This window comes from Amnibacterium sp. (assembly GCF_025463795.1).
GTDB lineage: Bacteria > Actinomycetota > Actinomycetes > Actinomycetales > Microbacteriaceae > Amnibacterium.
Genome location: NZ_JAODBE010000034.1, coordinates 1 through 12,439 on the forward strand (window position 1 = coordinate 1; position 12,439 = coordinate 12,439).

General features: G+C 72.0%; 13 protein-coding genes. 8 read left to right on the forward strand and 5 right to left on the reverse strand.

Going from position 1 to position 12,439, the window contains the following annotated elements; genetic code table 11:
- The first annotated feature begins 202 nt into the window (after window positions 1–202).
- Window positions 203–634: a 50S ribosomal protein L11 gene (gene rplK, locus JWQ92_RS02800; protein ID WP_297342937.1), complete on the forward strand. Its 432-nt coding sequence runs from the start codon at window positions 203–205 to the stop codon at window positions 632–634.
- Window positions 635–645: 11 nt separating this feature from the next.
- A complete protein-coding gene (gene rplA / locus JWQ92_RS02805) occupies window positions 646–1,338 on the forward strand; it encodes a 50S ribosomal protein L1 (RefSeq protein ID WP_297342938.1) in 693 nt (230 codons plus the stop codon).
- Between the two features lie 255 nt (window positions 1,339–1,593).
- Here rplA and JWQ92_RS02810 read toward each other — a convergent pair whose 3' ends face one another.
- The 3 genes from JWQ92_RS02810 to JWQ92_RS02820 all read right to left on the reverse strand — a co-directional run bounded on the left by JWQ92_RS02810 (window position 1,594) and on the right by JWQ92_RS02820 (window position 5,027).
- The gene (locus tag JWQ92_RS02810; RefSeq protein ID WP_297342939.1) at window positions 1,594–2,592 is read right to left on the reverse strand and encodes an NADP-dependent oxidoreductase; all 999 of its coding nucleotides are present in this window, start codon (window positions 2,590–2,592) and stop codon (window positions 1,594–1,596) included.
- 216 nt (window positions 2,593–2,808) lie between these two features.
- Window positions 2,809–3,492, reverse strand: coding sequence for an ABC transporter ATP-binding protein (locus tag JWQ92_RS02815; RefSeq protein WP_297342940.1), 684 nt, complete (start codon window positions 3,490–3,492; stop codon window positions 2,809–2,811).
- Window positions 3,493–3,521: 29 nt separating this feature from the next.
- Window positions 3,522–5,027, reverse strand: a complete 1,506-nt coding sequence (locus tag JWQ92_RS02820; protein ID WP_297342941.1) for an ABC transporter permease — start codon at window positions 5,025–5,027, stop codon at window positions 3,522–3,524.
- 285 nt (window positions 5,028–5,312) lie between these two features.
- Between JWQ92_RS02820 and JWQ92_RS02825 the strand changes: the two genes are divergently transcribed.
- Window positions 5,313–5,996 carry a response regulator transcription factor gene (locus JWQ92_RS02825; protein WP_297342949.1) on the forward strand — a complete coding sequence of 228 codons (684 nt, stop codon included), beginning with the start codon at window positions 5,313–5,315 and terminating at the stop codon, window positions 5,994–5,996.
- 29 nt (window positions 5,997–6,025) lie between these two features.
- Window positions 6,026–7,507 (forward strand): HAMP domain-containing sensor histidine kinase, encoded by a 1,482-nt coding sequence (locus tag JWQ92_RS02830; protein ID WP_297342942.1) that lies wholly within the window; start codon window positions 6,026–6,028, stop codon window positions 7,505–7,507.
- 129 nt (window positions 7,508–7,636) lie between these two features.
- On the opposite strand, the gene JWQ92_RS02835 is transcribed toward JWQ92_RS02830, so the two are convergent.
- Window positions 7,637–8,641 carry a 1-phosphofructokinase family hexose kinase gene (locus JWQ92_RS02835; RefSeq protein WP_297342943.1) on the reverse strand — a complete coding sequence of 335 codons (1,005 nt, stop codon included), beginning with the start codon at window positions 8,639–8,641 and terminating at the stop codon, window positions 7,637–7,639.
- A gap of 46 nt (window positions 8,642–8,687) precedes the next feature.
- Window positions 8,688–9,383, reverse strand: coding sequence for a YoaK family protein (locus JWQ92_RS02840; RefSeq protein ID WP_297342944.1), 696 nt, complete (start codon window positions 9,381–9,383; stop codon window positions 8,688–8,690).
- A gap of 83 nt (window positions 9,384–9,466) precedes the next feature.
- Between JWQ92_RS02840 and JWQ92_RS02845 the strand changes: the two genes are divergently transcribed.
- From JWQ92_RS02845 to JWQ92_RS02860, 4 genes are all read left to right on the forward strand, one after another.
- The gene (locus JWQ92_RS02845; protein WP_297342945.1) at window positions 9,467–10,546 is read left to right on the forward strand and encodes an acetamidase/formamidase family protein; all 1,080 of its coding nucleotides are present in this window, start codon (window positions 9,467–9,469) and stop codon (window positions 10,544–10,546) included.
- Window positions 10,543–11,691, forward strand: a complete 1,149-nt coding sequence (locus tag JWQ92_RS02850; RefSeq protein WP_297342946.1) for an amidase family protein — start codon at window positions 10,543–10,545, stop codon at window positions 11,689–11,691. Before JWQ92_RS02845 ends, JWQ92_RS02850 begins: the two co-directional genes overlap by 4 nt.
- Before the next feature lie 57 nt (window positions 11,692–11,748).
- Complete coding sequence (gene uraD, locus JWQ92_RS02855; RefSeq protein WP_297342947.1) at window positions 11,749–12,234, forward strand: 2-oxo-4-hydroxy-4-carboxy-5-ureidoimidazoline decarboxylase; 486 nt, start codon at window positions 11,749–11,751, stop codon at window positions 12,232–12,234.
- Window positions 12,231–12,439: hydroxyisourate hydrolase (locus tag JWQ92_RS02860; RefSeq protein ID WP_297342948.1), on the forward strand; the 209-nt coding region annotated here is incomplete at its 3' end. The genes uraD and JWQ92_RS02860, both read left to right, overlap by 4 nt.

Genomic DNA, 12,439 nt, shown 5'->3' on the forward strand with positions numbered 1-12,439 from the left:
CGTCTCGCTGTTCGAGCGTGAGACACCGGTCGAGCTCAGCTTCGACCAGGTCACCAAGCTGTAGCAGAGCGCCCGCAGGGGGCGTACTACAATCGTCCGTCGGCCTCGCGCGTGCGCGCGCCGACGGAACCACGCCGTGCACAGGCACGGAGGTGGGAGCAGACGTGCGGCAGTCGCCCGCGTCTTCGAGAGAGAAGGAAACATGGCTCGCCAGAAGAAGGTGACCGGCCTGATCAAGCTCCAGATCAAGGCGGGCGCCGCCAACCCGGCGCCCCCGATCGGGCCCGCGCTCGGTCAGCACGGCGTCAACATCATGGAGTTCTGCAAGGCGTACAACGCGGCGACCGAGTCGCAGCGCGGCAACGTCATCCCCGTGGAGATCACCGTCTACGAGGACCGCACGTTCACCTTCGTGCTGAAGACCCCGCCCGCCGCCGAGCTCATCAAGAAGGCCGCCGGCGTCGCCAAGGGTTCGGCCACGCCGCACTCGGCGAAGGTCGCGCGTCTCACCCGTGACCAGGTCCGTGAGATCGCGCAGACGAAGCAGCCCGACCTCAACGCGAACGACCTGGACGCGGCGGAGAAGATCATCGCCGGCACCGCCCGTTCCATGGGCATCACGGTCGAGAAGTAGGAGGCGGACCCATGACGAAGCACAGCAAGGCGTACCGCGCCGCGGTCGCGAAGATCGAGCCCGGCCGCTTCTACAGCCCCGAGGAGGCCGTCGACCTCGCCAGGGAGACCGGATCCGCGAAGTTCGACTCCACGGTCGAGGTCGCCCTCAAGCTCGGCGTCGACGTGCGCAAGGCGGACCAGATCGTCCGCGGCACCGTCACCCTGCCCCACGGCACCGGCAAGACGGCCCGCGTGGTCGTGTTCGCCGTCGGCCCGGCCGCCGAGGCCGCGCTCGCCGCAGGCGCCGACGAGGTCGGTGGCGACGAGCTCATCGCGAAGGTGGCTGCCGGCTACACCGCGTTCGACGCGGCGGTCGCGACCCCCGACATGATGGGCAAGGTCGGCCGCCTCGGCCGGGTGCTCGGCCCGCGCGGGCTCATGCCGAACCCGCGGACCGGCACCGTCACCCCGGACGCGGCCCGCGCCGTCTCCGAGATCAAGGGCGGGCGCATCGAGTTCCGCACCGACAAGCACTCCAACGTGCACTTCGTGGTCGGCAAGGCCGGCTTCACGCCGGAGGCGCTGAACGAGAACTTCAAGGCCGCCGTCGACGAGGTCGTCCGCCTCAAGCCGGCCGCCTCGAAGGGCCGCTACATCCAGAAGGCGTCCGTCTCGACCACCTTCGGCCCGGGCATCCCGCTCGACGTCGCCGCGCTGTCCTGATGGCTGTGCACGCGCAAGCGCCTGCGGAGCGTCGCTGACGCTCCGCCCGGCCCCGCGCGTGGGCCCCCAGCCGGTGTTCCCGGCTGGGGAGGCTCCGAGTTCCTGAGGTCGGCCATGATGCCGGCATCCCTCCGGGGGTGCCGGCATCATGCCGTTCCTGGAGCTTTCGAGCGGGACGATCTCGTTTCATCAGGACGGATCGGGCTCCCTCGTCCTGCCGAAGTGAATCCGTCCTGCTGACGTGCTCTGCTGCTGTCAGTAGTCGCTGATCCGCACGACGATCTTGCCGCGGACGTGCCCGGACTCCAGCAGGCGCTGCGCGTCCGCGATCCGGTCGAACGGGAACTCCTCCTGCACGGCCACCTTCAGGTCCCCGGACGTGAGCAGCCGGGTGATCACGGCGAGGGTCGCGTTGTCGGGCACCATCCGGTACTTCGTCGCCCGCACGCCGGCCGCGGCCGCATCGCCCGCGAGGGTCGGCCAGCCGGTGCTCGGCAGCGTCACGAGCAGGCCACCCGGCCGCAGCACGGCGAGCGAGCGCGGCCCCACGTGGTCGTGCCGGTCCCCGACGAGGTCGATCACCGCGTCGACCGGACGCATCGCCTCCTCGAACCGGCGCTCGTGGTAGTCGACGACCTCGTCCGCACCGAGCGACCGCACCCACGCCTCGTTGACCGCGGACGTGGTGGCGATCACGGTCGCCCCGAAGTAGGCGGCGAGCTGCACCGCGAAGTGGCCGACGCCGCCCGCACCGGCGTGCACGAGGATCCGCTGGCCCGCGTGCGCGTGGGCGAGCTCGACGACGGCGCCCCATGCGGTGAGCGCGGCGAGGGGCACCGCCGCGGCCTCCGCATGCGTGAGCACCTTGGGCTTGAGGGCGAGGTGGTGCGGGGGCACGGCGACGAGCTCCGCGAAGCTGCCGGAACCGCGCGGCGCGCTGCTGACGCCGTAGACCTCGTCGCCGGGCTGCAGCTCGAACGACTCGTATGGCGCTGTGACGACGACGCCGCTGAAGTCGCTGCCGAGCACGGCCGGGAAGCCGCCGATGCCGGCTGCCGCACCGTCGCCGGCTCGGGTCGAGGTGTCGAGCGGGTTCACGCCCGCGGCCATCACGCGCACGAGCACCTCGGACAGCACCGGGGTCGGGGCGGGCGCGGTGCCGATGCGCAGCGCCGACGCGTCCCCGAACCGGTCGAGGAGCGCCGCGCGCATCGTGCGCCCACCGGTCGTCGTCGGCTCGCCGCTCGGCGTCATGATGGGTCCCCCGCTCGATCCGCGGGGATCGCCCGCAGGGTCCATTCCACCGGGAGCGTGATTCGGCGCTGTTACGGGCAGATCACCGGTTGGGGAACGGATCGCGGAGCCGTTCGGGTCTGCGGACACAGGAGTCGCCGCTCAGCGGGTTCGAACCGCGCTCGGTGGGCACGAGTGCGCCCCCGACGGAGGGACCGGGGAGCGACTGCGAAACGATCAGACCCGGGTGGCCGCCTTCCCGGTGATCCGGCCCTGCTTCAGGTGCACGCGGCGCTCGGCGCGATGCGCCACCCAGGAGTCGTGGGTCACGACGATGAGGGTCAGGCCGCGGTCGCGCCACACGCCTTCGAGCAGGCCGATGATCTCGCCGCGGGTGTCCTCGTCGAGCGCGCCGGTGGGCTCGTCCGCGAGGAGCACGTCCGGCTCCTTCACGAGGGCGCGGGCGATCGCGACCCGCTGCTGCTGGCCACCGGACAGCTCCGACGGAAGGTGTCCCGTCCGGTCCCCGAGGCCGACCGACTCCAGGGCGGCGCGGGCCCGCTCGCGGCGGGTGGTCGCGGGGACGCCGAGCGGGGCCAGCGCCGTCTCCACGTTCTCCTGCGCGGTCAGGGTCGGGATGAGGTTGAAGCTCTGGAAGACGAAACCGATCCGCCTCGCGCGCACGTCGCCGAGCTCGGTGGAGCCGAGCCGGCCGAGGTCCTCGTCGCCGAGCAGGACGGTGCCGCGGCTCGGCTTGTCGAGCGCGCCGAGGAGCTGCAGCAGCGTGGACTTGCCGCCGCCCGTCTGGCCCTGCACCGCGATGAACTCGCCGTCGGCGATCGACAGGTGCACGTCGCTCAGGGCCTCGACGGTGCGGGCACCCTGCCGGTAGGTCTTCGAGACATCGGTGAGTGTGTACACGAGGTTCTCCTTGGGGACGATCCGGTGGGTCAGGCGACGCTGCGCAGCGCTTCGGCGGGCCGGAGGCGCGCGGCGCGCCAGCCGCCGAAGGCTCCCGCGATCACGCCGCCGAGCACGGCGAGGCCGACGGCGAGCAGCACCACCCACGCGGTCACCGGCAGGGTCAGGGCGATCTGCGCGGCGGTCGTGGTCGCTGCGGCCGCTGCCCGGCCGAACCCGCCGCCCTCGCCGAATCCGCCGGGAGCCGCACCCGGTGCACCTCCGCCGAAGCCGCCCGCGAGCGTCCGGCCGACGGTCGCGGTGCCGGCGGTGAGCGTCGGATGGACGATGTTCACCACGAGGATCGCGACCAGGCCGACCGCGAGCCCGATGACGCCGCCGAGCACGCCCTGCACGATCGACTCGCCGGCGACCTGGCCGACGATCCGCCGGTTGCTCCAGCCGATGGCCTTCAGCGTGCCGAACTCGCGGGTGCGCCGGGTGACCCCGGACACCGTGAAGAGCACGGCGAGGAGGAACGCGGCGGCGAGCACGAGGATCGACAGCCAGAGCCCGAGCGAGTTCGCGAGCGACGAGGCGGTGCCGAGGGAACCGGTGACGCTGGAGGCGAGATCGGCCTCCGTGTTCACCGTCATGGCCGAGCCGAGCGTCTTCTGCAGCGCCGTCTTCACGCCGCCGATGTCGTTCGCGGACGCCGCCTCGACGTAGACACTCGAGACCTTGCCCGTCTGGGTCGCCAGCTTCTGCGCGGTGGCGAGCGGGATGTAGACGTTCGAGCCGGAGGCGCCCGTCGCGGAGGTCGACTTGACGACGCCGACGACCGTGAAGGTCGTGCCCCCCACCGAGATCGTGCCGCCCACCTTCTTCTTCGCGCTCGTGGCGTAGTCGCTGTCGAGCACGGCGACGTCCTTGCCGCTGTCCGCTGCGGTGAGCGCCCGGCCGGACGTGAGCGTCGCTGCGGTGAGGGGGCCGATGGCCGCGCCGGTGACGTCGTAGCCGAGCACGGTGAAGGAGTCGACGCCGAAGGCGCTGCCGCCCTGGCCGTCCGGGCCGCCCGTCGGCCGGGTCGCGCCCGGGGTGAAGCCGCCACGGGAGCCGGACCCCGAGCCCGCCTGCGGGATCTGACCCGTGAAGTCGGTGTCGTTCAGGCTGAGCACGCCGGTGGCCGCCTTGACGCCGGAGGTCTTCGCGACCGTCGAGACGGCGGTCGACGCGAAGGTGGTCACGCCGCGCTCGACCGTGAGGCGGTTCCGGGTGAAGGTTCGGGTGCCGCCGGTCGCGTTCCCGGATCCGGAGCCGAACTGGAAGCGCTGGCCGCCCCCGTTCGTGTCCGCGGCGGTCGTCGCCTTCGTCACCGTGATGTCGGTGCCGACGCCGTAGACCGACTGGAGCGCCACGGCCTGCGCCGCCTTGACCCCGCCGGCGACCGAGTTGACGACGAGGACCAGGGCGATGGCGAGCGCCATGCCGATGGCGACGATCAGCGTCTGCCGCCGCCGGTTCACCAGCTCGCGGCGCAGATAGGTTCCGAACATGCTCCGCAAGCTATGGGGGAGCATTGGCGGAACCTGTGCGCACTGCTAAGAGTCCACTATGACTGAGGGCAGGACCTCCACCGGACAGGAACGGCACCGTCCGCCGCGCGGGGCTCACAGAGCGCTCCGCGCACTCCATGCGCCGTTCGAGGTGGGTTCCTCGGCGGCTCATACCACGCTCATAGGAAAACCTCGATACTGGGATCCGTGACCACTCTCCGACCCGGCGCCAGCACCGAATCGCCCGCGGCCCGCACCCGGCTCAAGCACCCGGACGGCAGCCCCATCCGCGTCCTCGTCGTCGACGACGAGCCCACGCTCACCGACCTCCTGCAGATGGCCCTCCGCTACGAGGGCTGGGAGGTGCGCACCGCGTCCGACGGCCGGCACGCCCTGGCGCTCGCCCGCGAGTTCCGTCCCGACGCCATCGTGCTCGACATGATGCTGCCCGACATCGACGGCATGCAGGTGCTCGCCCGCGTGCGGCAGGACGGCCAGCAGACCGCCGTGCTGTTCCTCACCGCGAAGGATTCGCTCGAGGACCGGATCAACGGTCTCACCGCCGGCGGTGACGACTACGTGACGAAGACGTTCAGCCTCGAGGAGCTGGTCGCACGGCTCCGCGGCCTCATCCGTCGCTCGATGCTCGTCGCGAACGACGAGGAGGATCCGCGCCTCCTCGTCGGCGACCTCGTGCTCGACGAGGACAGCCACGAGGTCTCCCGTGCCGGCGACGCGATCGAGCTCACCGCCACCGAGTTCGAGCTGCTGCGCTACCTCATGCGCAACCCGCGTCGCGTGCTGTCGAAGACGCAGATCCTGGACCGCGTGTGGAACTACGACTTCGGCGGCAAGTCCAGCGTCGTCGAGATCTACATCTCCTACCTGCGCCGCAAGATCGACGCCGGTCGCAAGCCGATGATCCACACGGTGCGCGGCGCCGGGTACATGCTGAAGGCTGCCGACTGACGGCTCGACCCGTCCCCGGAACCTCCACCATGAACCCGAAGAACTGGACGCTGCGCACGCGTCTGATCGCGCTGATGGTCGCGCTCGTCGCCGTGACCAGCGTGGTCATCGGCGGCGTGATGGCGATCGTCGTGCGTCAGAGCTTCACGACACAGTTCAGCAGCCGCGTCGTCTCCACCGCGCAGAACTTCGGGCACATGGTCGCCGACTCGAACGATCCGACCAATGCCCATGCGATCGATGCCACCGACCTGGTGTTCGCGGTGAACACGGTGTCGGGCTGGCAGGCGTACCGGTACACCGGGTCCAGCACCGCGGTCCCGCTGACGGTCGCGCAGACCTCGTCGATCAGCGCCATCCAGTCGCGGTCTGATCAGCTGCTCCGCCCCGGCGACACAAGAGATGTGGTCGTACCCGGCTACGGCGAGTACCGGTTCGCACCTGTCTATGGGGCAGGGACGGCCTTGCTCGTCGGCCTGCCGACGTCCCAGCTCTACAAGGGCATCGCCCAGGTCATCGTGCCGATCGTCGTGGTCGTGCTGCTCTCGATCGTCCTCGCCGGGATCCTCGGCGCGTTCGTGATCAGGGGAGCGCTCCGACCGCTGCGACGCGTCGCGACCGTCGCGTCGAACGTGGCCGGCATGCGACTCGAGCGGGGCAGCGTGCATCTCGCCCAACGCGTTCCTGCCGAGGACACGAACCCGCACACCGAGGTCGGGCAGGTGGGGAGCGCGCTGAACAACCTGCTCGACTCGGTCGAGACGGCGCTCGCGGTGCGGCAGGCGAGCGAGGACAAGGTGCGCACCTTCGTCGCCGACGCGAGCCACGAGCTGCGCACACCGCTCGCCTCGATCCGCGGCTACGCGGAGCTGACCCGGCGTTTCGGCGGCGAGCTCAGCGACGACGTGCAGCACAACATCGCGCGCATCGAGTCGGAGTCGCAGCGAATGACCTCTCTCGTCGAGGACCTGCTGCTGCTCGCGCGGCTCGACGCGCAGCGCGAGCTCGACACCGCCGACGTGGACCTCTCCCGGCTGCTGGTCGACGTGGTCAGCGACGCGCACGCGGCGGGGCCCGACCACGAGTGGGATCTCGAGCTGCCCGACGAGCCGGTCACGGTGCGCGGCGACGACCTGCGCCTGCACCAGGTGTTCGCGAATCTGCTGACGAACGCCCGCGTCCACACGCCGGGCGGCACCCGCGTCGTCGTCGAGCTCGCGCGGCCGGGTGACGACACCGTCGAGGTGCGCGTGCGGGACACCGGCCCCGGCATCCCCGCCGAGCTGCAGCCGACGCTGTTCGAGCGGTTCGTCCGCGGCGACAGCTCCCGCAACCGCAGATCGGGCAGCACGGGCCTCGGCCTGTCGATCGTGCACGCCGTCGTGACGGCACACCACGGCTCGGTGCGGGTGGAGTCGGAGCCCGGCTCGACCGTGTTCATCGTGCGGCTGCCGGTGCACCAGCCGGCCCAGGCGGCGCCGAAGCCGGAGCCGCAGCCCGCCCTAGCCTGACCGCCTGAGCGCCTGACCGACTCGGCATCCGCCGTTCTCCGGGTCCGGTGGCCGAGTTCAGGAGGATCGGGGTCGGCAGGCGGCGTGTCGGCACTGAGGTCCTGAACGCGGCGGATGGAGGGCGACGGGTCAGGCGACGAGGTGGGTGGTCTCCAGGAGCTCGCGTGCCGGATCCGGTACCTGCACCACGGGGGCGGGGGCGTCCGCGAGGTTGGTGATCAGCGTCGTCGGCAGCGACACCGCGAGGGCACCCCAGGAGACCGCGGTGGCGAGCGCGTGCTCGAGGTCCAGCCGCGGCATGCCGCCACCGAGCCGCGACTCCTCACGGATCGAGTCGGCGAGGAAGCCGGCGAGGGTCGCGTCGCCGGCACCCGTCGTGTTCACCAGTCCGGGCGCCACGGCGGCGCCCCACCAGGCCTCGTCGGCGGTGATGGCGAGCGCGCCGTCCGCGCCGAGGGACACCAGCCCCACCTCGATGCCGAGCCCGTTCAGCTCCCGTCCCGCGTCGAGGGCATCGCCGACGGTGTACAGGTTGCGGCCGACGAGATTCGCGAGCTCGTCCGCGTTCGGCTTGATGAGGTTCACGAGCCCGCTCCTCGTGAGCCGCTCCAGAGGCGCGCCGCTCGTGTCCAGGGCGACGCGCGCGCCGGCCTCCCGGGTGCGCTCGAACAGCTGCGTCATGTCCAGGTAGTCGCCGGTGTCGCTGTCGAACGGATGCGTGCCCGACACGACCATCCAGTCGGCGTCCATCTCCATGAGCTGCTCGACGGCGAGGTCGACGACCCGCTGCCAGTCGGCGGACGACATCGGGATCGCGCCCTGGTTCACGTTCGTGGTGCGGCCGCCGTCCTCGACGATCGCCGTGTTCACGCGGATCCGGCCCAGGATCGGCACGATCCGCAGGATGTGCGGGTACGGAGTGCGGAACAGCAGGTGCTCGTCGTCACGGCCGATCGGCAGCACCCCGGCGACGGGCACGCGTGCGATGTGCAGCGTACGCGCGACGTTCAGGCCCTTGCCGCTCATGTACTCGTGGATCTCGTAGGAGCGGTTGACCTTGCCGTGCGCGAGCGAGCGGACGAGGTAGGTGCGGTCCAGCACGGGAGCCGGAGTGAGGGTGACGACGCCGCTCACGCGATCCTTTCTTCGCCCCCGTCGACCCGGCGGCTGCCCTCGAATGCTAGTGACCGGCGGGAGCGGACGTCCGGACGCGGCGGTGCCCGAGGTGGCCGAGCAGCGCGACCACGACGAGGATCGCCGCCGCGAGGCCGAGCCCCAGCCAGAAGTGCACGAGCAGCAGCGCCGAGCCGACGAGGGCGCCGAAAGCGATCAGGGACACCGCGCCGAGCCGCCGCCCCCACTGCTGCCCGGTGCGCCGGCCCAGCCAGGAGTCGAACGCGAGCGCGGCCAGCGTCGAGGTGATGACGACCGTGGTGACGTCGGCGACGGCGATGTGGCGCGCCGTGCCCGCCTGCATCCCCATCGCCGAGCCGAGCAGACCGGTGACCGACAGCGCGATCCACGGCGGATACGGCGAGCTGCCCGCGAGCACGGTCGGCACGAACGCCACGACGAGCAGCACCGCGACCGCGGTGAGCAGTCCCGTGTCCCTGGCCCCCCACCCCGTCGGCATGTCGCGGAGCACGCGTCCCGCGATCATCGCGCCGACCACGAACCCGGCGAGGGCGACGACCGGGCCGATGACGGGCAGGCCGCCCGCGCCGGTGAGCCCCATCGCGAGGATCACGACGTTGCCCGTCATGTTCGCCGTGAAGACGCGGTCGAGCCCCAGGTAGCCGACGGCGTCGACGATCCCCGTCGAGAAGCTCAGCGTCAGCATCAGCGCGACATGGAGGCGGTCGGTGGTGGCCGGCATGGGCGCGTCCCTTCGGTCGGACCTCCATCCAAGTGCCTCGCGGAACGTGCGGGCGATACCGTGGCGGCGACGACGGGAGCCGCGTGCGATTCGACTTCAGCGACTGGACCGCCCTGCAGCCCGGCTCGGATGCGAGCACCTACCTCGCGGCGACGCCCGAGACCGTGCTGTGGGGGCGCCTGCCGTGCGCCGCCGACCGCGCTGTCATGACGGTCGCCTCCGGCACGGTCGTCACCGTCGACACGGTGTCCCATGAGGGCGTTCTGCCCGAGCAGGGCCAGGACCCGGTCGCCTACTTCGCCCGGCACGGCGTGCCTCGCGAGCTCGTGCTCGACGACGCGGTCGCGGTCGCCTCCCGCATGCACCACGACCCCGCTGACGGTCCGCACGTCGTCACCGGCCCGATCGGGGTGGAGGGGGCACGGCCCGGCGACCTGCTGCGCATCGACGTGGTCGAGCTCGAGCCGCGCGTGCCCTACGGCGTGATCTCGAACCGGCACGGGCGGGGCGCGCTGCCGGGGGAGTACCCCGCGACACCCGAGACGGTGAGCGTGTTCGCGGCCGTGCAGGACGACGGGGACGGCGCGTTCGGCGTGCTGCCGCGGTCGGCGGACTCGGAGGCGGTGGTCCGGTTCCCGCTCGCCCCGTTCCTCGGGCTCATCGGGGTCGCCGTCGCCGGCGAGGAACGGGCCCACTCCGTGCCGCCCGGCGCGCACGGCGGCAACCTCGACATCCGCCTCCTCGTGCCCGGCACCACCCTCTTCCTGCCCGTGCAGGTGCCGGATGCGCTCGTCTACGTGGGCGACCCGCACTTCGCGCAGGGTGACGGCGAGGTCGCGCTGACCGCGATGGAGGCCTCGTTGCGGGTCCGGCTCGGCTTCGACGTCATCGCACGCGAGGACGCCGTGGCCGCGTTCGGCGATCTGGCCGGCCCGATGGCCGAGACCTCTGACTTCCTGGTCCCCACCGGGATGGACGAGGACCTGGACGTCGCGGTGCAGAACTGCGTCCGTGCGGCGATCGCTCTGCTGCAGGCCCGGTTCGGGATGGATCCGCGGCACGCCTACGCGTACCTGTCAGCGGCGACGGACTTCGACATCTCGCAGGTCGTCGACCAGGTCCTGGGCGTGCATGCTCGCATCCGCAAGGCCGACTTCGCATGATCCCGGTGATCGACCCGCGGACGTGGCGGGTCGTCGGCAATCCCCTGATCCGCGCCACAGGCTCGGGGCACCTCGACGGGGAGACGGTCGCGGTCAAGGACATGTTCGCGGTCGAGGGCCACCGCATCGGCGCGGGCAACCCGGCCTGGCTCGAGCAGGCCACCCCGCGGACCCGCCACGCCGCGGCCGTGCACCGGCTGCTGGACGCCGGCGCGTCGGTGCTGGGCATCGCGCGCACCGACGAGTTCGCCTACAGCCTCGCCGGCACCAACGAGCACCACGGCAGCCCGCCCAACGTGGGGGCGCCGGGACGCATCCCCGGCGGGTCCAGCTCGGGATCGGCCTCGGCCGTCGCGACCGGTCAGGCGACGATCGGCCTGGGCACCGACACCGGCGGCTCGATCCGGGTGCCGGCCTCCTACCAGGGGCTGTGGGGCATCCGGACAACCCATGGAGCGGTCCCGGTCGACGGTCTGATGCCACTGGCGCCGACGTTCGACACCGTCGGGTGGCTCACCCGGGACGCCGCACTGCTGGGCCGGGTCGCCGAGGTGCTGCTGCCGCCGGACTCGACGGCGCTCGGCGACCTCGTCACGGCACCGGGGCTCACCGCGCTGGCCGATCCTGTGGTGGCCGAGGCGGCCGGCACGATCGACGCAACCACGATCGAGTGGCCGCTGGCGGTGATGCCCGACTGGCTCAGCGCGATGCAGGCCCTCCAGGCGTGGGAGGCGTGGCAGGTGAACGGGGCCTGGCTGAGCGGCCGGTTCGACACCCTCGGTGCCGACGTCCGGCCGCGCTTCGAGCGGGCTGCGTCGCTGTCGGCGGAGATCGGCCAGGTCGCCGCCGCGGAGGTCGCTGCCGCGCGCACGGCGATCCGGCAGCTGCTGGACCGTGACGTGCTGCTGCTGCCGTCGGCCTCGTCCGTCGCCCCGCCGCTGGGCGACGCGAGGGCTCTGGATGCGGTACGGCGCTCGACGATGCAGCTGACCTGTCTGGCCGGCATCGCCGGGCTCCCCGCGGTGTCGATCCCGCTGGCGACGTCGGACGGGCTGCCGGTCGGCGCATGCCTCGTGGGCCCCGTCGGGTCCGACCGTGCCCTGATCGAGCTGGCCGTGAGCCTGGGTGCGCCTCAGCAGATTTAACGTCGGTGAAACGCCGGTGCCGTCCTGCACGTCATCTGCGCCCATACGTTTCTTGACGTGGACCTTGCAACGTTCAACACCCTCGCCCCTGACGCCGCCGTCGACGTGCTGCGACCATGCGCCGACGTGCCGGGCTGGCTGGCCGACGTGGTCGGCGGGCGACCCTACGACGGCGTCGGTTCGCTGCTGACCTTCGCCGAGGCAGCAGCCGCGGCGTGGGGCCCCGCCGAGATCGACGGTGCCCTGGCGCACCACCCCCGCATCGGCGAGCGCCCGGCCACCACCGGCTCGGAGGCGGCGTTGTCGACCGCTGAGCAGTCGGGCATCAGTGGCGACGAGGACGCCCTGGCCGAGGGCAACCGCACGTACGAGCAGACCTTCGGCCGCATCTTCCTGGTCCGCGCGGCCGGGCGCACGTCCGCCGAGATCCTGGAGCAGCTCACGCTCCGGCTCGACAACGACCCCGTCACCGAGGACGCGGTCGTCGCCGGTCAGCTGCGCGAGATCGCGCTGCTGCGACTCGAGGGGATGTTCGCCTCATGACGACCCTGTCCACCCATGTCCTGGATGCTGCCCTCGGGCAGCCCGCCACCGGGCTCGACGTCGTGCTGTCGACGGCGGACGGCACCTTCATCGCCGCCGCGACGACCGATGCCGACGGCCGCATCGCCTGGGCGGCCGACGTCGACCCCGGGCCGCACGCCCTGACCTTCGCGACCGGTGAGTGGTTCGCTGCCGCTGACCGCTC